We start from the raw sequence: 21,848 nt of genomic DNA, 5'->3' as shown, positions 1-21,848 counted from the left end.
TAACGGTGTCGCTGGTCGTGGGTGCGCCTACCCGGTGAGTCCGACCAGAGCGGCGCTGACTTCACACAGCTGCTGCCCGAGTGCGTCGTCCTGCGCGAGGCGGGACGGAGCCTTGACGCGGTTGTTCTGGAAGTAACAGCCGCTGACCGCGGCGACTTCCGGGTCGGCGGCCAGGTAGGTCAGCGCTCGTCCTCCTTCCGCGGCGGAGATCATGAACAATCGCTTGGCGAGCGCCACGAAGGGTTGCCCGAACCACGGCATCGAATCCCAGATCCCGGTTGCCACCGCACCGGGGTGAAAGGCGTTGACCGTTACGCCGGTTCCCTCCAGACGCCGCACCAGCGCCCGGGTGTACAGGACGTTCGCCAGCTTGGACCGGCTGTATGCCTTTTCTCCCGAATAACTCTGCCGGAACTCCAGATCGGCGAAATCCATGGTGGCGCCGAATTGCATGACCGACGAGGTGAACACGATGCGCGACGGGGCGCTGCGCACCATCAGATCCGTCAGCAGTTCGGTGAGCAGGAAACCACCGAGATGGTTGACGGCGAACGTCGCCTCGATGCCGTCCACGGTCTCGCTCCTGGCCTTGTGGTAGCCACCTGCGTTGTTGGCCAGCACATCCAGCCGGTCGTAGGCGGACGAAACCTCCTTCGCCAGCTGACGGACCGACGACTGCGACGCGAAATCGCACTCCAGCGTGTCGACTCCCGCCGCCCCCGCGCCTCGGACCAGCTTCGCCGCGGCGGAGAGCTTCTCCGGGTTCCGCCCCACCAACACGAGCCGATTCCCTTGCGCCGCCAGCTGCTGAGCCGACTCCAGCCCGATACCCGATGTCGCCCCCGTGATCAGGATTGTCTGCACAGCCGACCACCCTGCCACAGAAGTTTCCTCGGAGATTGCTGACACGAGCCATCCGAACCGAGATTTCCGTCGTCGCCGACCTCGGCTTCGCCGAGCATGTCCGACTCACGCCGAAGTCTCGGCTCAGGCTGCGGCTGTGGCGAAGCGGCTCCTGCGGCGAACCAAATGCCCCGCGGTGGCGAGGTGAACGAGCGCGAGCGCGCTTCCGCCTGCCATCATGCCCGGAATTCCCTGCGCGGCGCCGATGGCGACGTCACCGAGCTGTACCGCGCCGGACACGGTGAGCAGCGGTAGAAGTGCCCTCTTGCGGCGGCCGGCCAGGCTGAACAGCAGCGCGGCACCCAGCGGGATCGCCCGGGCCGCGTACGCCTGGGCATACAGATCGATCCCGGGCGAGTCCGCGCCGATCGAGATCGCGGCGGTCGGATCGACCAGTGCCGCGACGCTGAAGGCCACGGCGGTGGCCGCGCCGATCGCATTGACAACGACCGCGGTTCGACTGAGCTTCTCGCCCTGCATTTTTCACTCCAAAAATCATTCAGACCGTGACTGATTTAGGTTCAGTATTATGCTCGCCATGAAGAACGTCAAGGCGGAAAAGCTGCCGGAGACCCTCAGCTTCCGGCTCGGACTGCTGGGCGCGTTCCTGACCGACCGCTTCAGCGCCGATGTGTCGGGTCTCGAGCTCAAGCCGAAGCACGCCGGGATGTTGAATGTGTTGGCGGCCAACGGACCGACATCGCAGATGGAGATGGCACAGCTACTGCGCGTCGCGCCGAGTCTGGTCGTCGCGCTGGCCGACCACCTCGAGTCCCTCGGGGCCATCGAACGGTTGCGAGATCCGAAGGATCGCCGCCGTCAGAATCTGAACCTGACCCCGCACGGCCGCGCGCTACTGCGCAAATGCCTCGACGCCGCGCGGGCGATCGACGCCGAGACCACCACGGATCTCACCGCCGCCGAGCGTGCCGACCTGCATCGCATCCTCGGCACGATCGCCGATCGGCTGGGGCTGCCCAGCTGATGGCGTGCGAGCGCTGCCACCGTAGCCGTCGCCTCGGCAGGCCGATCGGCGAAACGGGGTATGGTTAGCTCTATGAACACCCAAAGGTTGCGAATCCGCCGCGATTTGTGTGTTGTGAAGTTGTTTCCTGCGCACACAGCGTGAACATTCGCGGCACCTGCTGCGTATGTCCGGTTCGAGAACACAGAACCGGGTGTGTAACCGCCTGACACTGAAAGTTGGGCGCTCTGATGCTATCCGGCCTCGTTTCCGCCATCCCCTCGACCCTGAACGCCCCCTCTCGGACACCCGGTAACCGCCCGCTCGCCGGGCCCGCCGCCAAGCCGCTCGCGTGGAACACACCGCTCCCGCTCCCGGCGCTGATCCGGCCGCAGGAACCGGCGCGTGCGCCCGCGCTGTACGACGTCCGCCCCATCGACCGGGCGGGCCGGATCATGGCCCGGCGCCTGCTCACCGCCCTGCAATGGCGGCGGGGCCAACAGTGCCGCATTCGCGTCGACGAGGGCGTGCTCGCCCTCACCGCCGACAACCAGGACGATGCCGCCCCGGCCTACGTCGACGGGCAGGCCAACCTGCGCCTGCGCGCGGCACTGCGGCGCGAGACCCGCATCGACGGCGGATATCTGCTGCTGCTCGCCGATATTCCGTCGGCGACTCTGCTGGTCTTCCCACCCGCCACCCTGACCGCACTGCTGGCTCCGTGGACCGGCCCGCTCGAGGAGGCCTTCCCAGCATGAGCACACCGCCCTCCGACGCTCAGCTGGCCGCCGCGCGAGTTCTGCTGCAAGGGCTCGGAATCGAACCCGAACAGCTACTCGGCCAACCAGGTACCACGCGAGCGATACCGACCCTGGCTGAATACGTCCCGATCGTCTACGCCGCCATGCCCGACACTCCCACCCGCAACCACTACCTCTCCTACTGGAACAAGCTCCTCGTCGACCACGCCGACCAGCGCCTGAACGAACCCACCGTCTCCCAGCTGCAGACCTTCGTGCACACGGTGCGCGAGCAACGCCAGCGGCGCAGCAACGACCGCGGCGGGGTCAGCACCGCCAACCACTGCATCCACGCCCTGCGCTGCCTCTACCAGCACGCGGTCAACGACAACTACATCACCGCCGCCGACAACCCCACCGCCAAACTCGGCAAGGCCCCGCGCCCGGCCTCCAACCGGCGCGCCCTGCCCCACGACTCGCTGGCCCAGATCTGCACCGCGGTCGCCGACGGCGGCGACGACCCCGTCTTGGACACCCTGATCGTGCGCCTGCACATCGAAACGGCCTGCCGCCGAGCAGGCATCCTCACCATGAGCGGCGACGACCTCGACCCCGTGCGCTGCCTGATCCAGGTCCGGGAGAAGGGTGGCTTCTCCCGCTGGCAGCCGATTTCCCCCACCCTGACCGAGGCTCTGATCGAACACCGCGAAACCCGAACCCCACCCACCGACCAACTGCCCGCTTTCACCCGCAACGGCCATCCCATCACCGCCGCCCGCAATCGGCGGCTGCTGCGCTACCGCAACGGCCACCCCCTCGGCATCCGCCGCTACGACGTGCTCTGGGACCGCCTCGGCCGACAACTCCCCTGGATCGCCGAGCACGGCATCTCCACCCACTGGCTCCGCCACACCACCCTGCGCTGGGTCGAACGCAACTACGGCCCCGCCGTCGCCAAGGCCTACGCCGGCCACTCCGACCGCAGCTACAACGGCAACGCCATCGATATCTACACCCGCGCCACCATCGACGAAATCGCCCACGCCCTGGCCACACTCACCGGCGAGCCACACCCCCTCGCCAGCGACCCCACCAACCAGCACCAGGGGCACGAATTCCTCCTCCCCGCGCGCGCCTGACCACCCCCCACCACCAGCAACGTCGGCTGCCGACCTCCGACGACACCAGGCCGCCGCCCCGCTCGCCGTGCACACGATGTTAGGACGGGCGACGGCGATGAACAGGCCCGTTCGCTGATCGTGGGAGTTGGGGCCCGTGTCGATGTCGGCGACCGGGCTGATCTACGCCTCCAGCGCGCTGGCGAGCAGCTCTTCTTGTTCGGCCAGCGCAGGTAGATCGAAGCCTTGCCGACGTCGGCGCACTTGGACACCGAGTTGACGGTGAACTTGCCCCAGTGTCAATGGCCAGTGAGTTCTGGCTCAGGCACAAATTTGGTGATCTTGCCGGGGGTGGTGGTCAACTGAGGAGCACGAGGCGTCGCAGGAGATCGAAGTTGGCCCGGCCAAAGCACCTGCGCTTGATCGCCTTCAATTGGCAGACCGCGCCCTCGACGGCTCCGCTGCTCCATTCGAGGGTGAGTCCGTTGCGGACTGCGTCGTAGTCCTTGAGCAGACCGGCGGCGAATCCTTGAAGTTGGGAGATGTCACTGGCTTGGGCTGCAGCGATCCAGGCGTTGAGGTGCTGGCCCCGACGGTGGCGCAGCATCCCGCCGAAGTCGCTGACCAGCTGATCGACGCCGCGCAGGACCGGGCATCGGTCCAGGATCCGGGCCAGGTCGGCTCGTTCGGCCTCGGTGCGCTGGTGTGCCGGACGGATGATCCAGCCGGTGACCTGCCGGGGTTTAGGTGTCGTGATCGGCGTGGCGGTCGGTGGCGTGGTGCCGGCTCGCCAGGTCTGCAGGAAGCGGCGAACCTGGCGTTCACCGCCCCGGTAACCGCGCTCGCGCAGCTCGCCGGTCAGGGTTGCGGCGTTGGTGCACCCTTGCTGCCAGCGTTCGGCCAGGTAGGCGGTGTGTGGGTCGAGCGCGCTGCCGCGTTTGGGCGACTGGGTCAGCAACTCGTCGGCGCTGCCGGCTCGGGCGTAGCGGCGTACCGTCTTGTCGTCGAGGTTGAGCGCCCTGCAGATTGCGGTGTGCCCGATTCCCTTGTCCCACAACGCGTGAACCTCCACCCACCGTTGCCGGGTAAACTCCGCACGCCGACCGTCGACGACCACCGGCGCGGGAGCGGGCTGGGCAACAGCCTCATCGACTGGCCGATCATGCAGGCACTTGCGGTGGGCCCGCACCACCCGGTCGACAGCATCAGTGAGGTTGTAAAGCAGGTGGAAGCGGTCAGCGACCTGGATGGCGTCCGGCGCTCCCCGCCGAGCACCCTCGGCGAACCCGCTCGCCCGGTCGCGGCAGATCACGGCGGCACCGGGGTGGGCACGCAACCATTCGGCAAAGGTGTCGTTCAATCGGTCCGGCCAGGTCCACCGGCCGGTGAGTGCGCATGTCGACCACGATGGCGCCATAGTTCGCGCCTCTGCGGAAGGCGAAGTCATCGACGCCGAGCGCGGTCACCGGGCCGGGTTCGGGCATCGGCACTGCCCGGATCAACCGCAGCAGAGTCATCCTGGATACCGTCACCGACAAGTGGCGGGTCAACCGCTGGCCGGGGCGGCCACCCACCGCCAACGCGATCCGCTCGAGCATGCTGCGTAGCAATGGGGTCCGTCGGGCATGCGCCGTGGTCAGGCCGGGTACCTGCTCGGCGAACGTGGCGCGGGCGCAATCCGGGTTGTCGCAGTAGAACCGGCGTACCCGCAGGCAGATCAATGTCTCTGTCCCGCCGACCGCGGCATCGGACAGACACCGCTGGTAGCGACTGTGCACCCGAACCGACCAGCACGTGCCGCCCGGACACGACGCGCCCTGCGCAGTGATGTCGGCATGGATCCATAAAGCCATTCCGCGGCGGGTGACCTGCTCGATGTTCAGGTCGGCGAGATGCGGAAGCAGGACCTTCAGATCAAGATCAGCACACCCTGGTCATGATCGATTACCTCCCGCCAGGCTCCAAATCATCGGCACGCCACCAACTTTGTGCCTGAGCCCAATTCATCCGGTGAGGCGGCGCGGGCGAAGCGGCGGATCGTGCCGCGGGCCAAGCCCAGCTCGCGACCGATGCGGCGCAGGCTGTGGCCCTGCGCGAGCAGTGTGTGGACCTGGGCATAACGCTCGCGGGTTCGGACCGCGGTCCGATCGGCACGCAGATGTGGTTCGACCGGGCCGTGGGGCAGAGCCGCCGCGATTTCGCTGATGTCGGGCCGTGCTGGTGCGTCGTCGGGGTCGGGCACCGCGGTCAGGTGGCGGCGGTGGCGGGCGACGGTGCGTTCGACGGCGTCGCCGAGGTTTTTCCATAGGTGCCAGCGATCAGCGACCTGGATCGCGTGCGGTGCTGCTGTGGTCGCTGCTTCGGCGTAGACGCCGGCCCGGTCGCGGCAGATGATTTCGATGCCGGGGCGGTCTCGAAGCCAGGCGGTCAGGCTCTCGGTGCTGCGGTCGGTGAGCATGTCGATCGGTCGGCGGGTCGTCATGTCGATCAGGATCGTGCCGTAGCGGTGTCCGCGGCGCAGGGCGAAGTCGTCCACACCCACAACCCGGGGCCGTACCGGCGCTGAGGCGCACGGCGGGTTCGGCGAGAGGTCCGGGGCACGCACCTCGCGGTCCATGACAGGCTCGCTCACCCGAATCTCCCTACGGTTCAGAGGGTCCGAGTGTCAAGCAACTCCGTCAGTTTTATACATCACAAGGGGGCTGGTGCGCGGCAGATTGACTCAGAAGCCAGCGACAGAGATCGAGAAACTCCTACGGCTTGCTGAGCATGGGTTCAACGCCAACGCAGTCGCGACCGAACTGAGTCGGATCACGAGCGTCAAGTGGACGCGCTCGACGGTCGATCGCATCGTGGCTCGCGCCGAGTCGATGGGCTTCCGAATCGGATCCAGGCAGGGGGTGGGGACCGCGGTCACCTCCGCCTGATGCGACGGCCGGGGCGCGCGGCTTAGCCGCACGCTACGCCGCGTACCCCACGCCCTGCGTGAGCATCAGCGCACAACAACTCCAGATATGACGAAGGCCCCCAGCGGCAACTGAGGGCACTTCTGATACACGACCCGAAGGTTGCTCATGAAAACCACCTCCGAGGGTAGCGCACGCCCTGCCACGGCATCAAATACCGCCAACGGCACACGGGCCATCCTCTACCGGCCAGCGTGCGGGGCCATAGCTGTCCTGGGGATTTATGCTGAGAAGGCGGCGGAGTCCACTGGTAACGAATCCGATTCAGGCGCGGGTAGACACCCCTAACGCCGCACCGTTCGACCAGCGCAATACGGCGGCCCGCAGGCATCCTGTCTGCGGGCCGTCTCTCTACCGATCGGTTTCTCTCCTGGTGGCCGCGTGGGCCCGACGCACACACCCGCTGCCTGGCGCGGGCGGAAGGGGAAGGTAACGGGCGGGTTGCCGGTCCGGAACGCGGGTAAGCCTGACAGTCGGTGCACCGTTGCGCCGATTCGATGCTGTCTCACCATCGGAAGGAGGGGAAAGTCGATATGAGTACCCGCGAGATCACGACGTTGCTGGCGCAGCTGCGCGCTGTGCAGGCGTTGACCAATACCGAGATCCAGATTGCCGATACCCGTATCGCCCAAGCCCGCACCGAGGCGATACGCCAGGAGTTGTCCGCCAACGCCGAGCGCGCCCGCGACCGCGCCGCCGCCATCGAGGCCGCCATGCGCGAGTTGGGTGGTGTCCCGGAGGTGATCGGCCCGTTCCTCGGCCGCGCGGTCGCCGCGGTCAAGGCACTAGCCGACCAAGCGCAGCCGTTCGAGGAGGCCCTGCTGGGTGATCTGACCCTGGAGCACCAACTACTCGACCGCGCCCGTTACATCAAAGCCCTCGCCACCACCGCCGGGCATCCCGAGGTCGTGGGGTTGGCGGACCGGTTGATCACCGCCCACACCGAGACCGTGGACTGGCTGACCACCGTCCTGGCCGAAGACGCCCTCGGCGGGCCCGCCGCGCTGCGCCCGACCCTGCTGCAAGCAGCCACCGGGACCGCGGTGCGACTGTTCAACCTGCCCGTCGACTGGTCGGCGCGTGGCCTGGACCGGGCGCTGGACACCGTCCGCGCCACCCGGCCCGCACTCGGGGAACTGCTCACCCAAGGCGGCCGCGCCGGGGATGTCGCGGTCAAAACCTTCACCGCGTCCCGGGACGCGGCATTGGCCACCGCCGGGCAGGTCACCCGCGGTGAAGGCGCCGACACCGCCGCCGACGCGCTGCGGTCGGTCCGCGGCGCCACCACCAGTGTCCTGGATCCCGACGAACTCCCCATCAGCGACTACCCGGAGCTGAACCTCACCCAGGCCGCCGACGCGATCAAAGAACTCACTGACCCCGTCGATATCCGCGTGATCCTCGCCTACGAGGAAGCGAACAAGAACCGCCAGGGCGTGCTCACCGCCGCCCGCAACCGGCTCACCACCATCGCCAGAGACATCACCGGCCTCACCTGACCCAAGGTCCCTGCATCTTCACGCCGCGCGTCGGCGAGGCTCATCGCTGCGTTCCTGGCCGGGGTCGATGTTGTGGCTGCGGGCCGATGCTCGGCGGCTCGGCGGGCTACAGCCTCCCGTTGCGGCTCGGCCACAGCGAGGGCGAGGGCTCGTTCGCCCCGTTCACGTGCCGCGGCGACGAGCCCGTCGGCTTGGGTGGCCTGGTTCAGCAGTATGCGGCGGCGCTGCGGGTCATCGGTGACGCTGGCGAGCGCTTCGTTCTTCAGCTCCTGCACACGCCGGCCGATCTCGTCGATGACCGCCACCGGCGCCGTGCGATCGAGCCTGTTCAATACAGCGAGGACACCGGCGATTCTTTCTTCCAAACTGAGCATCCTCTTCCCCCTGGATCCAGGTAACCGGCTGCGTCCTGTCCGAGCCAGGGTAACGCCGTCACCAGCACCGAGAGGTGTTCCCTATCATGAAAACCCTTCGGCCAGAGGTGGATAGGGCCCCGCTGCGGCGTCCTTGAACGTGCGCGGGCATTGTCTCGGCGCTCACGGCCCCCTTCCTGGCGAGCCGATCAGTCGTGGGCTCGGATCGCCACCCGGACCCAGGGTCCGGCAGCCGCGTTGGTCACCCGAATTCGGCGTCCACACCTGTGACTACGGCTATTCGCCCGTGGCGTGCTCCGGTGCCCGCCGCTGAGCCGGGTAACCACCCGAGTGTGGCCGTGGGGGAACGCGACGGGGATCGGGTCACCTGGCCGGAAGGCTTGGATGACACGGAGGTGGGTGGTCAGACCGGGCAGGTCGGTGAGGCGGGCTTGCCCGCGGGGGGTGCCGACGAGCAGCACTTCGACCTCGCAACCGGTGACGATGTCGGCCGGTTGGGACCGGTCCAGGGTAACCACGCCGGTGGTGACTGGTTCGAGCCCCGCATGCAGGTACACCGGTCCGGCGTCGGAGGGCCGGTAGCTGAAGGTGAGCACTTCCGGTCCGGAACACTCCCGCACGAAGCTCCAGCCCCGGGCGGCGAGGGTGATGCCCAGTCCGGTGAACACCTGCATGTCGGCTGCGGTCAACGGGTACCCGCGGGCCGTGGCGAGCGCTTGGAGGAGGCTGGCGGGTGGCTAGCGGCGATGCCAGATCTCGGCTTGTATCGCCGTGACCAGACCGCTCGTCTCGGCGCGCGGGCCGCGTGCGCGCTGCCCGGCACGTCGATCGGGTCTTTCCTTGCCCCTGGACATGAATGATCATCCTCGCAGTTCGGGCACCGGACCGTCCGCAGACACGCCTACCCAGGGGGTGAGTAGAGCTGGTCACGCCGCCGGATACGGCCAGCGACCACAGCGCCCACCGCCTGTGGAAGCGACACCGCACAATGGTGGGCACGGTCGGCGGAACCCGATGATCTGGGCCGCGGCCGGGTTCAGCGTGGCATGGTTCGTGCCGGACCTGTTGCCGAACGGGGTCCATGTTCGCACTGATGCTGATAGTTTGCGGCTATGGCAGGTAGGCATCGGAAAGGACGGGATCACGACCAGGCGGACTCCACTGCACTCACCGGGGCGCAGTCGGGGGATCCGTGCGGGCCCGGCACCGGCGGTGGGTTCGCGCAGCGGGCGTTGGCGGCGCAGCCGTTTATTCCGGCGTGGATCGCGTGGCTGCTCGAGCACGCGGGTGAGCCGTTGGCGCGGCTGGAGTATCAGATGCATTACCCGTTGGATCACACCAGTGACCCCGACCGGCGCACCGATGACGAGGCGGTGATCATCCGCCGTGCTTGCCACGCTGAACTCGCCGCTCGATCGGTGCAGCGCGCCCACCGCTTCTACCGCGACCAGCCGGGTGTGCTCTCTGCCCACACTCCTGCTCTGCCGGATGACATCGAGTTCTACACCGCGTTGGAAGCCGGGCGTGAATGGAGCGGTCACTGGTATTCCCGCGACCCCATCGAAGCGTGGGAGTCGAGCGGCATGCCAGCCTGACCGCCTGCCAACCGGGTGCCCGGCGGCATCCTGGAAACAACTGTCGTCCCTCGACAACGCCCCACCCCTCGAGGAGGGCACGTGCCACCGCAAACAATCGGCGAGGGAAAGGGACACGCCGGGATGGACGATCGTGTCGCTGTGCGGATTGCGGCCGTGCGCGATTCACGGATCTCGTTCCGGGCCAAAGGGGTATTGGTGTTTCTGCTGGCCGCGGGCCGCGGTGAGGACCTCACCCTCGAGTCGATCGCCGCCGCAGGCACCGAGGACGCCACCGAGGTTGCCGAAGCGCTACAGGAACTCATCGACTCCGGGTATCTGGCCCGCGAACGCCAGTTCGGCGGCGAACTCGGCGAATCGGCATGGACCATCACCGACACCCCCGACCAACCCGAAACACCTTGACACCGACGCCCGAGGCCCCGCTGGCGGCTCTGTCGATTCTTCAGGACAGAGCTGAAGAAGCCGCAGTCCCCGCACAACCAGTCGCAACGAGGCAGTTCGCAATGACGTGCTCGACTCGGGTCTGGCCCGGACCTGGCCGAGCGTCATCGACCACGTCATCACCTCGATACCCAGCGGTAGTGGCAGTTTCCGCACGCCGATGCGCCCTCCGCATGCTGGGCGCGGTGTCATTCGGGGAAGTCGAGTCCGGCGACGAGATCGAAGAACTGTTGGTCGATGACGCCCCAGACCTCGACCTCGATGCCCTCGATGACGCCCCGGTACTCGATGGTCCCACCCGTGGACGGTGGCACGACGCGGGACAACCCCAGCAATTGTGCCCAGGCCTGCACGATCTCCGGGACCTGGGCTTCGCTGTAGTCCCGGCCGGCGGTGGTGCCGGAGACCGCGAGCGCGCCGGTGTCGTCGGTGACGAACAGCTCCCAGTTCAGCGGTGCGCACCCCGCCCGCTGACCGACCTTGTTCACTACGGCCTCGACACCCAACTCGATCATCCGGCCGAAACCATGACCACCGGCCGCATCACGCCACGACGTCACCGCCCCACCTCCTGTCCACATCGAGGGCTGCCGACCTGGGCCGCAGCAACCTACCGACTGTGAGACTTCGCTGAAAGATAACCACTGCGGTGATCGTCAGGATGTTTGGGTCGTGTCGGGTTGCGTGGTGTGACGCTCGGCCAGGGCGATCAGCCGCCGCAGCCGCCCGGCGACGGTGTCCTTCGACAGGGGTGGGCTGGCCAGTTTCCCCAGCGCGCCCATCCCGGCCTGCGGATGTTGCAGCCGCAGGTGCGCGATGGCCGCGAGGTGGTCGGGGACCCGGTCGCCGAGCACCGCGAGCGCCGCCCGCACGGCCGCCACCTGGGTGGCGGCGGCATGCTGGGCGCGTCCGGTGTTGGCGGCAGTGAGCTCCCGCGTCGCGGAGTAAGCGCGGCTGCGGCACCGGTCGTCCCAGCGCACGCGCATCCGCTGCGCCGCCCTGGGTGCGCCGATCGCGGCCAACGCCGTGGCGACCGCGTCGATCCCGGCCACGGTGACCTGCTCGGCGCCGGTTCGCTCGTGGTGACGCACCCCGGCGACGGCCCCTACCCGCCGCAGTGCCCCGGCGACAGCCAACGCGACCGCCAGGGTGGGACAGGTGATCTGCAGTCGCGGCACCGGGCCGGTCAGATGAACAGTCCCCGCGGCCGAGAACCCCGCCCGTGCGATCGCCGCGGCGTCCTGGTCGAGGCGGGCGATCACCTCCGGCGGCAGCCCCTGCACCCGACGCCCACCCCGGCGGCGGTCGAGCAGTCCCAACCGAATCCGCACGCCGGTCGCCTCCGCCACCCGCACCTGCCACCGCGGCCGCGCCCGCGGCCCGATCACCGCCACCCGCCCCGGCGTCTTCAGTTGCGTACCCAGCAGCGTGCACACGCGCCATGCCGCGGCCCGGGAACCGAACGCGAGCACACCGTCGCCGGTCGCGAACCGCATCAGCGTGACCAGCTCGACACGATCGGTGTGGTCGTCTCGCGGTGCCGCACCCAACTCTAGGGCCGCTATATCGGTTACCGATCGGAAATCGTCATCCACACCCCTCACCGTGCCAGCACACCCCCACCAGCCCCGTCACCAGGCGCGGCGCGGGCGGGCGCCACACATCTCGCGGCCGCAGCGCAACAGCAACCGACGAGTGATGACCCGACGATCCGGAATGACGATCAGGCCGCCACCGGGATCCACGGGTGCCGTTGTATGCGTTGGTTTGTCGCTGGTTCGCCGGTTGCGCGGGAGGCCACGACGAGGAGCGTGCTCAGTGGCCGTTGTTGCCAGACGTGGGCAGTGCAACCCGGCGGCCGAACCGCAGTGAGCGCCTACGCTGCACCCGAGCGGCCTGCCAGCGAGGCGCCGACGCGCTCGAAACGTTCCCGGACCGGCCCAAGAAAGCCCTGGCGACGGCCGGGAGAAAGAGAGTCCGAAGTGAATATCCTGTCGATTCTGTCGCTGCTGCTCAGCGCCGGAAGCAGCGTCCTGTCCCTCGGCAGCAGCGGGCTGTGACTGTAACCGACGATTCGACCCTGCTGGCGCGGCGCCCTGCGGACCGGCCCATGGTCCGCAGGGCGTTCACGACCACCAGGGTTGCCGGACTGATGAAGCCTGCCGCAGTCCCAGTCAGCGACTCGGGGGCGCCCGCAGAGCCGTTCACCTTCGACCAGGTGTGGGCACTGCTCGCGCTGGCCCAGCATCGAGAAGCCCGAGTTGATGTGTGGCCGAACGGCTCGACGCCTTGGACTCAGCCCCTCACAACTTGGTTAAGGGCCGCCCGGCCACCAAAGACGTGAACACCTCGCCGCACTGAGCGATACGAGCGGGCCGCGCCTGCCAGGTCCGTGCCTGTCCTTCGGCCGCACGTAGCCGTGGTTCGACGAGAGGCCCGGGGAATCCGAACGGGTGTTATCCCGACTGTGCCCCGGCCTGCTCGACTCTGTCTCAACACGTGTTCACAGTCCCTCAGAATTCGGGCACCGACGCCACGGGCGATCGCTGGGAGTTCGGGTTATGGGCGGGTCACCTCGGTGGCGTGGAGGTTGCGCAGGGCGCCGTCACCGGCCTCGTGCTGGGAGGGGTAGAGCAGTTGCACGGCCACGGTCAGGGGTGTGCCGGGCTCGATGGTGTGTGGTGTCATCCGGTGTGGTGATGACGACCGATCCGTCGGTGCCGTCCTCGAGCACCTTGTACCACTGGGTTTGCTGGGGATTGATGCGGGTTCGGGGCGGGACGTCGAAGCCGATCTCCCACCACACCACCCGCTGCTGGTGGGCGGCCAGAGTGAGTTCATAGCTGATCACCACCCTTTGGCGTCCTCGGGCCAGGTCTGTGGCCACTGCCCGACGATCACGGGGGACACGGTGACCGGTGGCCGATCGACCTCGGTGGTGACCGAGCCGGAGTGCCGTTCGGCGGTGTTGGCGCGGGAGGGTGAGGTGACAAGGCTGGTGCAGGTGAGCCTGCCTTCGTACTGCGAATCGATGGTGCCGGTCAGGTTGATGGTCGCTTTGCTGCCCTTGGGCAGGTCGATCGGCATGTGTAGGCCGTCGCGGACCGAACCGGTGCCGCAGACGGCTCCGTTCTCGGCCTGGCAGGTGACTTCCAAGTCGGTCAGCTCTGTCGGGACGGTGGCGTCCAGCACGGCGTCGGGGGCGTCGTTGGGGCCGAGGTTCTGCACGCCGATGGTGTAGGCGATTCGCTGTCCGGACTGCGCTGTGCGCGGGCCGTGGATCTCCAGCGGCATTTCCGCGGGCAGGGTCACCTTGAGGTTGCGGATGCGGTGGGAGGCGGTCGCGGCGCCGGTCCCGGCGGCAAAGCCCAGTTTGAAGGTCTGCGGCACGGGTGGCTGACCGTCGGCGCCGGCGAGATGGAAGTCGTTGATCAGCAGGGTGCCGTTCGGGTTGGTTTTGTCGGCGTGGCGCACGGTGAGCCGGCCGCCGACGATGGAGACCTGGATGTGGGCGCCGCGCTCCCAATCCGCTCGGAAGCCACCCGGCACCGCAACGCCGGTGAGCCACCTGAACCCTTCCCGCAGGTTGCCGGCTCCGCGCACCCCCAGAGTGTTGGGCCGTTGCGCACCGCCTCCGGTACCGGCCAGCGGCGTGGCGAAGTTCCCGTAGTTGTCGAAGCCGACGCCGACGAACCCGGCGGTGACTCCCGGCGCGACGATCTGCCCCGACCCCGTTTTCGTGACGGAGTAGCCGAGTGCGGCGCCGATACCGCCGGGCTGGGTGGTATGCGCGCCGTCGATCACGTAGACGCTGAAGCCGTCGCCGAGGCCAGCTGCTCCCTCGCAGGAGTAGTCGAAGTCGATGGTGACCCCGAGCGTGGAGGAGAACGGCTGATCGAGGAACGCTGTCCCGGCTTGGGAATCGGTGTTGGGGGTCAGCTCCAGGCTGCCGCCGTGCAGCCGCGCACTGCCCAGCAGTTGCCAGTGCGGGTTGGTCACGGTGTCCTGGGTGAACGATTCGATGATCGGGAACTGCGCCTGCTGGATGGTGACCGGTGCATACGTCGTCATAGTCGAATCCTCTCGGGGGGCGGATACGCCAGGAGATGGGCGATTGCGCCACGCGGGTCGGCTCCGCCGCGGGTCCGGCGAACCCCCGGTCTATGAGGTTCCTTGCCGAGCAGCCAAGGGCCACACAGTCGACTGTAGGAACAACCGGGCGCGACCGATTCACCTCTTTCGAATGAACCGGGGCAACCACCGGCCCGCACTCTGCGGCTTCGCGGGTGCAGGGCCGGACCGAACCCCTGGCCGGGTGGACCGGCGAAGTCGTCGTTGCAGCCGTGATCCGCGAAGCGGGTGTGTGATCCGAGGGGACCACCCAGCGGTCGGCTCCGTCACCGACGGCGACGAGGGAGGCTTCAGCGGGCGACCGAGTTCTGCGATACCGGAGAGCGCGTGTGCGGTGCAAGTGCGCCGCACACGCCACCACCCAGGGCGTCATGCGAGAAGGCGTCCTGGGCGGGTAGGGAGGCGAGTCGCACAGTGCTCCCTCAAACCGGTCGCCGGACGATTGAAGGGAGATCCGACGACACACCCACGATAACACCGGCCAGTCGGTTTAATCTCGGCGTCCCCTCGCCCAGGGATCCCGATGTCTGGGGTATCGCCTGCGCGTTCCCGGGGCGCCACACTCGAGAATCTGCGGTGACGCCAGCGCAGGTCCTGGTGGCGCACCCCGCGAGAGATCCGGGCGACCGCGACCCCACCGGCGGCCCATCAATGGTGCTGTGGCGTTGCGGTTGTCCTGGTCGGGCACCGTGTACGACAGATCTCACTGAAGTGCGGCGGAACGCAGGATCGACTGACAGATCGTTGTGCAACTGGGCAATCAGTTGTTCCGGTTCACCACAGGCCGCAGTGACCGCCTGCGCGGCGGGTGGGACGAACGCCAGAGCCAGATGGTGGGCGGCGAATCGCCGGTCCGCGTCGAGCAGCTGGATCGGTTCCTGGCCGGCGACACGGGCGCAGGCAACGCAGCAGCCGACGCATCGTCGGCGAGGAATGAGGACACCTCGTTGTCCAGCAGTTCAGTGAACGCCAAGTCGCCGGCGTGTCCGGTCTGCCTCGCCAGGTTCTCCATGGCCTGCAATGCCAGCGACTCGGCATGAAGCGACGCCGTCAGCGAGGCCAGATGCCCGACATCGGATGCGGTCGGTATCGCGTGGTGAGAGGAGATACCGCCCCTTCCCCGGGCCGGTGAGACCTCCTCGAAGGCATGGTGGTCCTTTCTCCAGATCGATCGTCCGGCGTTTCGGCCGCAGTCCCCCCTGGAGCAGCCCGTGAACTTCGAGTGTCAGACAGCGGCCGAACAACCGTATTTGCTACCGCTGCGACGAAGAAGGTTGTCGGGAGGTCCTTTTCGACAGTTCCGGACACGGCGTTAGTCAATAACGCGGTGAATATGGCGGTCCGGGAACGGAAAAGATCCCACGGCGCTATATTACATGCCGACCACGGCACTCAGTTCACATCCTGGTCGTTCGGAGAAAATCTCCGCAGACACAATCTGATACCCTCGTTCGGAACCGTGGGCGACTGCTTCGACGACGCCGCCATCGAAGCGTTCTCGAACCATGTCGGTCCACTCTCCGGTTGTCGAGAAAATGTCTTTGTCGAAATCTGAAAGTGCGCTCGGGGGTAGCTCATGGTTTTCCAGTGACCAGTTCATCAGGATTCGGGACGAACTTCCGTTGTAGTCCCTGTAGGGGTGGATGGAGATGTAACGTCGCTGGAGTTCGGCGGCGAGCTGGTAGGGGTCGGTGCCGGGCAGTTTGCGATCGACGTTGTACCAGTCCGAGAGGGCTTGAAGTTCACCCTCGATTGCCTTCGGCGGGGTTCGGTACTCGACCGCACTGTAGTCCGGCCCCAGGGGGACGGTTCCTTGCGGCATGTGTTCCAGATAGGGATTCGCCTCGATTGCGGCTTCCCTGTCGGTGAATGGTCTCTCGCTGAGGGCTACCCGCCTGCGGCGACTAGTGACCCCACCGATGTGGGGCTTAGTGAACTGCGATATTCGCCGGTGGAGTTCGGTCATGAACGGCACGGTCAACTCTTGATCACCGTAATGGCGGGCGAAGGCGCGGGCATCCAGATAGCCCGCCCAATCCCTCTCACCGAACGTCAGTTCCGGGCGCGGGTAGCGCGAAAGCAGGGCTACCTGATGGGCCGGCTCGTCGATGAACAAGCTCGATTCCAGCGCACGCTGGGCCGGTGTGTGCAACCCCAACTCCGCCGACCGTTGATCAATCAGCCCCGGCAGCCCGGCAATGTTGTATGAGAAGGGCGGCCTCGTGATGTCGGTACTGTCGGGGTTCGACGGTCGCTCGTCACGTCCGGCTTCCTTGCGCTCGGGCAAATCACCGACGTGCGTCGATTCAACCTCGGATCCCCTGCCGTGCCGTTCCAGCCATTTCGCGAGCGTCTCGTCGGCATGCGTCGTTGTCGACACCGCAGACCGAAGACCGTACGCGGTGCTGGAGAGCGGGTGCGCCGCTGCTTTCGCGACGCCGTGTATGTGGTCCGCACTGAGCATGTCGCGCACGGCTTGCAATACTCTACTTATCCGGCTCACAGCACCGCTCGATCGATTACATCACCCATCGAGCAAGTCGTAGGTGTAGTCGGAAAGCGAGCGCTCGCCGACCGCGCCGCTGCTGTGATCGTCGCCAGGTCGACCTCGCGCCGCGGCTGCCGCGGCACGGTCACCGGGCACCCCTCACGCAGCAGAACGATGACGAGACCAATTGCCTTCAGCGTCGTTGTCGCCGATGACGGCACGCGCAGCGTGCAGAGCGGCCGAGATCTTGCTGGTAGTCGACTCTTGCGGCATCTACTCGCCTACCGCATCGTCGTCGGGCGGGAGAGGATCGATGCGCTCGCGCATCAGCCGTTCGAGCTCCGCCAGTGGCGACAATGCGCGCTCTGCCAGCCGCATCGCGGCCGGTAGCTCGCCGCGGCGGCGATGGGCCTTCGCGATGAGCATCACCGACGCGGACAACTGCGCGAGTAACAGCGTCTCGCGCGCCGTGTCGTGGGCGGTGGCCGATTGTTGAGCCAGCACATACGCAGTCCGCGCAAGACTGGCCGAAGGGGCCCCGTCCGGCCTCGGGCGGGGACCGCTGCTCCGGGCCATGCCGGATCGGGCAACTTGCTCGGATGCGGTGGCCAACGGGCCACCGGAGGCGGGTTCGGAGCGCAGCGACCAGATGGCGAGAACTCCGGCGACTCGGGTGGCCGACCACTGCCAGCTTTGGCGATCTGCTGCCTCGGTAAGCCGTAGGCGGTGATTGAACTGTGCGGCATCTACCAGCGCTCGCTGCCACATCGCCTGCGAGGTCAACAGGATTGATTCCCGCTCCCGTCGGCCCATAATGCGCACATGTCGCCACTCCGCCGCCGCCTCCGACCGTGCCTGTTCGCTGGAGTCCCAATCCAGGCGCAGCACCTGCAGCAGGCAATCGCCACCGAGTTCTGCGTCCGATATCTCCGGTCGCAGAAGCGTTGTCCGCGGATCGCGCAGCGAGAAACCGACGACAGTCGAATCATTCGCACCGAAGCGTGGCTGCAACATCATTCGCGGCGTGCGCAGCCGACGGACGAACTCTCCCTCGCTCACGCTAGCGACCGCTGCGGCCCGCACGATCCTGCGCAGCAGATCGAATTCGGTTGCCGGGTCGGCATCGCGGCGTTCGGCATGCGCGAGTTCATGCTCCGCGCCAAACGGACCCCACGCGAGAAGACCATCTGCGGGCACTATCCCATAGAGCCCTAACCGGTCAGGTCTGCAACGACCATCATCGTGGTGGCGCGGCTGGTCGTCCTCGTAGAAGCTCATCGTGAGTCCGCCGCTCGATCGTGGCGCCCGGGCACATCGCTCAGCCCGCCGACCACTGGCGCGCATCTCGCACGCGAATGCCCGCTCCTGCTGTGCCAGCATCCCTTCGGCGTAGCGCAGATCGTCGGCGTGGAAACCGGAAATTCGGCCACGCCGAGCAGGTCCGGTAGCCCTCGCGGACTGCGTTTCGGTGGCGCAACGACATCGAATACGGTCGTCGGTGCGGCAGCGGCGCTCGAGGCCAAGACGTATCGCGTGTGGCTTTGCGCTTCGGCACTCATCGCCCGTTCCCCGAGAGATCATGCGAGGCTGCGGCGAACCAGTCGGTCTGGCCGTTGGCGCCGTACCCGGTGTGCGCGACAGTGACGGTCGCGTAGTGCAACAGGGTTGCGGGATTCGGCAGGTCAGCGTTCGCCGCGATCTCAGCGCCGACCGCGGCGCCGATCTGATTGACCAGCCTCGGGATCTGTCCTAGAGGGTCGGCGCTGATAGCGCCGACGAGTTGACCGACTGTGTCCGCCGCGGCCTGGGTCTGCTCCGTGGTCGGCGCGGGAGTGCGTGGATCTACTGCCTCCGCCAGGCGCTGCGAGACGGTTTGCGCGGGTGCTTGGTTCACCTGGCCGGCCGGATCAACCGTGACATCCGACAGCAACACCGTATTGGCTGCCTCGGTTACCGTGTGGCTCCATACCCCTGCCAGGCTGCCCGCCGCCGTGATCGGGTCCCGCAGGTCGGCCTGCGCCGCGAGTCCGGCTGCCGTGCGCAGCGCCGCGGCATGACCGGGGGCATCGCATGCCAAATCACCCGCCGCGCAAAACTCGCCCACTCGCCCGGCAAGGGCACCGAAGTCGGTGCCCCGGTCGGCAATGCCGCCGCTGCCCGGGACCGGCGACAGCCGCACATGTGCGGGGTGTGTGCCGTCTGTGCCCGGCGGGGCACTCGGCGACGCCTGGCCCCCCAGACTCGGTGTCGGCCCTGTCCCAGCCGGTCGGGTGGGATCACTCAGCAGCGCAATCGCGGCCACTCGATCTGCAGGCACCGGACCGATACCTGCAGTGGTGTCCTGCGCGAAACCGGACACTACCGCGGCGCCGCCGGAATATCCCGCGGCGCGATCTGCGTGTGTGGGCAGCGGTCCACGACCTCGGCTGCCGTGGCGTCCAGTCGAGCGGGGGCCTGATCAGTCGAGGAGGCGAACGGGTCGGTGGCCTGTCCGGCGCCCAGCACACCACCGAATGACGTTGGGTAGGGAATGTAGACGCGGTCCACGCTCGCTCCCTCAGCGACTATCGGAGCGAACAGCCGGCCGAGCATTCCCGAATCCGCAGTAGGGGAGGCGGTCGGCGACGACTCGGAGGTGCCCTGCACGTCCAACACCAGCAGCACCGGGCAGCCGGGCAGCGGGACGGGGCCTTCGTCTGCGGCCGCAGTGCCAGCGCCCGTCGCCATCACAGCGGCGGTGGTCACCGCCACCGCTTCCCACTCCCCCGGCTCGTGCACTCGTACGGCAGCGGCGATGCCTACTCACGCACTCACCTCCACAACTGCGCAAGCACAGGCTTCGCGCAGCGACCTGGATACTGCCGAGCGCCACACTGGACTCGGCCACGATCCGTACAATGAAACGTCGCAATGGAGTTCCTCTTTCAACGATCGAAGGCATTGGTAGATAGACAGCGCAGAAGCGACGGACTCCCAGGAGCCGGCCCGCAGCGTTAGGGCCGGATCCCACCAAGCCGGTCGATCGCGCCGAACGAGTGCAGAATCGCGATCCCGTTCGCCAGGATCGACAGGCCGCTCGAGACGAGATTCGAAACTGCGTAGGCCGAGAATGTCCATGAGTTAAGTATTCCTTTCATTACTGACGCACGAAGGCTATACAATCGGAATAGTGGCCGCCTGATATGAACTGATGACATTTCACAGCGAGCTTCAGTGGTCGCACGGCAGTGAATGGAAGTAAACCTCGTACACGTGCAGCGCACAGCGCAGCAACGGCGCACGCAAATTTCCCACCGCCCCCGGCGAATGTCAGCCCTACACATTCATAACCGAGCAGATTCCCCACAGCAGCTACCGCCGGGATGTCCGACCGAATACTGAATGTTCGGTCTACAAGTAAGTCTTCGGTAGCAAGATGTACGTGTCAACGCTCTTTTGGGTATCCACTTTGTATCACATTCTGCAGAAAGACACCCAGACCGTCAGCGCCACCGACATATCGGCAATTTCACCCACGCTGGGTACATTTTATGTCGAATGTTGGCTGCATTCAGGTGATCACACAGACCTGCTCTACACTCGCACCGCCGGCGACAAAAGGGCCGGCGTCGCCTGCGATCACCCGCACCAGCCTCAGTTGCCGGACACCGGAAGGAGTGGAACGCATCGTATTGCAATATCGGTGCGCTGCCGAACGCCTCGACACGTGACGGTGGCCGCCACAGTTGTAAATAATCGGCTACGGCGGCAATTGACCGCTAGAGAGTTGGACAGATCGAACCCCATACCCTCCACATCACGACTGGATGGGTCCGCACTCCATGCTCTACCGGCAGCGTCCGCGTCGATAGGTGACCGACAGCCGACGCAGACGCGCTAAATGCCCCGATCGAGTTGACAACCGCTCAGCAATCTCCCACACTTCCTCGACCCAGCTCCTTACCTGTCCATATTGTGCGAGAAAGCAACAGGTTCAGACATCCGCCCCTACGGTAAAGGTACATACGTAGGCCACCCTGAGCCAGAGCCTTCAGCGAGATAGTCCCCCGGAACGGTGCGCCCCCGGTGGCTGCCGTTGCGGATGGACGCCCCGCCGTCGCGCCGGATCGCTCGCCTTCACCCGGGATATCGCCAAGGTGATCGTGCGACCGCCGGGCCGCCCATAGTCCAGCGGCACAGCGACGTTCGCGCATTCGCCACCGGCCTTGTCCAGGTTCTCGACACCGCACGGCTTCCACTCGAGCGGCTGGTGATAGAAGCGGTCCAAGTCGTTCCGGTGCGAGTCGCCCACCGGATCGGCCCGGCTGTACGCGGGCGCGGCCAGCAGTGCGGACACCGCCACTATCGACATCGAACGCCAGAACGGATTCGTGGACAACGAAATTCGCCTCTCCGCCGGAGCGAGCACATAGGTGGATGCGAAAGAACCGTATCGGATCTGCGCTCGCCACGGCGGCAACGCCTTCCCCGCGCGGCGTGGTCGGATCGAGGCGTCCATTCATCTCGTCCGGCCGCGACGGGGCGGTACGGGTCCTCACGCCCACGGCCGAACGACCCCATGACCGGCGGAACCGAGGCTGCCCCCCGCCCAACCAAAAACACCGGGGGGGGGGGACCAAAAAAAAA

General features: G+C 66.9%; 22 protein-coding genes and 1 pseudogene. 9 read left to right on the top strand and 14 right to left on the bottom strand.

What is annotated here, in order from left to right; genetic code table 11:
* Positions 1-27 precede the first annotated feature (27 nt).
* On the bottom strand, positions 28-864 hold the full coding sequence (locus ACIA5H_RS22345; RefSeq protein ID WP_397077243.1) for an SDR family oxidoreductase: 837 nt from the start codon (positions 862-864) through the stop codon (positions 28-30).
* 123 nt (positions 865-987) lie between these two features.
* Complete coding sequence (locus ACIA5H_RS22340; RefSeq protein ID WP_397077242.1) at positions 988-1,383, bottom strand: hypothetical protein; 396 nt, start codon at positions 1,381-1,383, stop codon at positions 988-990.
* A 58-nt stretch (positions 1,384-1,441) separates the two neighbouring features.
* Here ACIA5H_RS22340 and ACIA5H_RS22335 point away from each other — a divergent pair, with 58 nt between their 5' ends.
* The 3 genes from ACIA5H_RS22335 to ACIA5H_RS22325 all read left to right on the top strand — a co-directional run bounded on the left by ACIA5H_RS22335 (position 1,442) and on the right by ACIA5H_RS22325 (position 3,746).
* The gene (locus ACIA5H_RS22335) at positions 1,442-1,888 is read left to right on the top strand and encodes a MarR family transcriptional regulator (RefSeq protein WP_355077420.1); all 447 of its coding nucleotides are present in this window, start codon (positions 1,442-1,444) and stop codon (positions 1,886-1,888) included.
* A 230-nt stretch (positions 1,889-2,118) separates the two neighbouring features.
* Entirely contained in the window at positions 2,119-2,625 is a 507-nt protein-coding gene (locus tag ACIA5H_RS22330) for a hypothetical protein (protein ID WP_364428502.1), read from the top strand.
* On the top strand, positions 2,622-3,746 hold the full coding sequence (locus ACIA5H_RS22325) for a tyrosine-type recombinase/integrase (RefSeq protein WP_364428505.1): 1,125 nt from the start codon (positions 2,622-2,624) through the stop codon (positions 3,744-3,746). Before ACIA5H_RS22330 ends, ACIA5H_RS22325 begins: the two co-directional genes overlap by 4 nt.
* A 337-nt stretch (positions 3,747-4,083) precedes the next feature.
* Here the strand turns inward: ACIA5H_RS22325 and ACIA5H_RS22320 are convergent, their stop codons facing one another.
* Positions 4,084-5,142: a transposase gene (locus ACIA5H_RS22320; RefSeq protein WP_397077241.1), complete on the bottom strand. Its 1,059-nt coding sequence runs from the start codon at positions 5,140-5,142 to the stop codon at positions 4,084-4,086.
* Between the two features lie 549 nt (positions 5,143-5,691).
* Positions 5,692-6,357, bottom strand: a complete 666-nt coding sequence (locus ACIA5H_RS22315; RefSeq protein ID WP_397077240.1) for a transposase — start codon at positions 6,355-6,357, stop codon at positions 5,692-5,694.
* Positions 6,358-7,224: 867 nt separating this feature from the next.
* Between ACIA5H_RS22315 and ACIA5H_RS22310 the strand changes: the two genes are divergently transcribed.
* Both ACIA5H_RS22310 and ACIA5H_RS22305 read left to right on the top strand, forming a co-directional pair.
* The gene (locus tag ACIA5H_RS22310) at positions 7,225-8,190 is read left to right on the top strand and encodes a ferritin-like domain-containing protein (protein WP_397077239.1); all 966 of its coding nucleotides are present in this window, start codon (positions 7,225-7,227) and stop codon (positions 8,188-8,190) included.
* An 86-nt stretch (positions 8,191-8,276) separates the two neighbouring features.
* Positions 8,277-8,588, top strand: coding sequence for a hypothetical protein (locus ACIA5H_RS22305; RefSeq protein WP_397077238.1), 312 nt, complete (start codon positions 8,277-8,279; stop codon positions 8,586-8,588).
* A gap of 164 nt (positions 8,589-8,752) precedes the next feature.
* Here the strand turns inward: ACIA5H_RS22305 and ACIA5H_RS22300 are convergent, their stop codons facing one another.
* Positions 8,753-9,253: a hypothetical protein gene (locus ACIA5H_RS22300; protein WP_397077237.1), complete on the bottom strand. Its 501-nt coding sequence runs from the start codon at positions 9,251-9,253 to the stop codon at positions 8,753-8,755.
* 423 nt (positions 9,254-9,676) lie between these two features.
* Here ACIA5H_RS22300 and ACIA5H_RS22295 point away from each other — a divergent pair, with 423 nt between their 5' ends.
* A complete protein-coding gene (locus tag ACIA5H_RS22295; RefSeq protein ID WP_397077236.1) occupies positions 9,677-10,159 on the top strand; it encodes a hypothetical protein in 483 nt (160 codons plus the stop codon).
* 156 nt (positions 10,160-10,315) lie between these two features.
* Complete coding sequence (locus ACIA5H_RS22290) at positions 10,316-10,564, top strand: hypothetical protein (RefSeq protein ID WP_364428526.1); 249 nt, start codon at positions 10,316-10,318, stop codon at positions 10,562-10,564.
* 227 nt (positions 10,565-10,791) lie between these two features.
* On the opposite strand, the gene ACIA5H_RS22285 is transcribed toward ACIA5H_RS22290, so the two are convergent.
* The 4 genes from ACIA5H_RS22285 to ACIA5H_RS22270 form a co-directional block, all read right to left on the bottom strand.
* A complete protein-coding gene (locus ACIA5H_RS22285) occupies positions 10,792-11,163 on the bottom strand; it encodes a hypothetical protein (RefSeq protein ID WP_397077235.1) in 372 nt (123 codons plus the stop codon).
* Between the two features lie 96 nt (positions 11,164-11,259).
* The gene (whiA, locus tag ACIA5H_RS22280; protein WP_397077234.1) at positions 11,260-12,198 is read right to left on the bottom strand and encodes a DNA-binding protein WhiA; all 939 of its coding nucleotides are present in this window, start codon (positions 12,196-12,198) and stop codon (positions 11,260-11,262) included.
* A gap of 964 nt (positions 12,199-13,162) precedes the next feature.
* Complete coding sequence (locus ACIA5H_RS22275) at positions 13,163-13,291, bottom strand: hypothetical protein (RefSeq protein ID WP_397077233.1); 129 nt, start codon at positions 13,289-13,291, stop codon at positions 13,163-13,165.
* Positions 13,292-13,450: 159 nt separating this feature from the next.
* Positions 13,451-14,674 (bottom strand): hypothetical protein, encoded by a 1,224-nt coding sequence (locus tag ACIA5H_RS22270; RefSeq protein WP_397077232.1) that lies wholly within the window; start codon positions 14,672-14,674, stop codon positions 13,451-13,453.
* Between the two features lie 806 nt (positions 14,675-15,480).
* Between ACIA5H_RS22270 and ACIA5H_RS22265 the strand changes: the two genes are divergently transcribed.
* A complete protein-coding gene (locus ACIA5H_RS22265) occupies positions 15,481-15,774 on the top strand; it encodes a hypothetical protein (RefSeq protein ID WP_364428535.1) in 294 nt (97 codons plus the stop codon).
* Positions 15,775-15,881: 107 nt separating this feature from the next.
* A pseudogene (locus ACIA5H_RS22260) lies at positions 15,882-16,145 on the top strand (hypothetical protein); the annotation flags it as partial.
* Here ACIA5H_RS22260 and ACIA5H_RS22255 read toward each other — a convergent pair.
* From ACIA5H_RS22255 to ACIA5H_RS22235, 5 genes are all read right to left on the bottom strand, one after another.
* Positions 16,107-16,556 carry a Fic family protein gene (locus ACIA5H_RS22255; RefSeq protein ID WP_397077332.1) on the bottom strand — a complete coding sequence of 150 codons (450 nt, stop codon included), beginning with the start codon at positions 16,554-16,556 and terminating at the stop codon, positions 16,107-16,109. The pseudogene ACIA5H_RS22260 and the gene ACIA5H_RS22255 sit on opposite strands and share 39 nt — an antisense overlap.
* 939 nt (positions 16,557-17,495) lie before the next feature.
* Positions 17,496-18,500, bottom strand: coding sequence for a hypothetical protein (locus tag ACIA5H_RS22250; protein WP_397077231.1), 1,005 nt, complete (start codon positions 18,498-18,500; stop codon positions 17,496-17,498).
* Between the two features lie 277 nt (positions 18,501-18,777).
* The gene (locus ACIA5H_RS22245; RefSeq protein WP_397077230.1) at positions 18,778-19,401 is read right to left on the bottom strand and encodes a hypothetical protein; all 624 of its coding nucleotides are present in this window, start codon (positions 19,399-19,401) and stop codon (positions 18,778-18,780) included.
* A 179-nt stretch (positions 19,402-19,580) separates the two neighbouring features.
* A complete protein-coding gene (locus ACIA5H_RS22240; protein WP_397077229.1) occupies positions 19,581-19,967 on the bottom strand; it encodes a hypothetical protein in 387 nt (128 codons plus the stop codon).
* A gap of 1,285 nt (positions 19,968-21,252) precedes the next feature.
* Positions 21,253-21,600, bottom strand: coding sequence for a hypothetical protein (locus tag ACIA5H_RS22235; protein ID WP_397077228.1), 348 nt, complete (start codon positions 21,598-21,600; stop codon positions 21,253-21,255).
* Between the last annotated feature and the right edge of the window lie 248 nt (positions 21,601-21,848).

The sequence above is a fragment of the Nocardia sp. NPDC051900 genome, assembly GCF_044452545.1.
Taxonomy (GTDB): domain Bacteria; phylum Actinomycetota; class Actinomycetes; order Mycobacteriales; family Mycobacteriaceae; genus Nocardia; species Nocardia sichangensis.
Note: the sequence above shows the minus strand (reverse complement) of the source record. Positions and strands in the feature narration are given on the sequence as shown.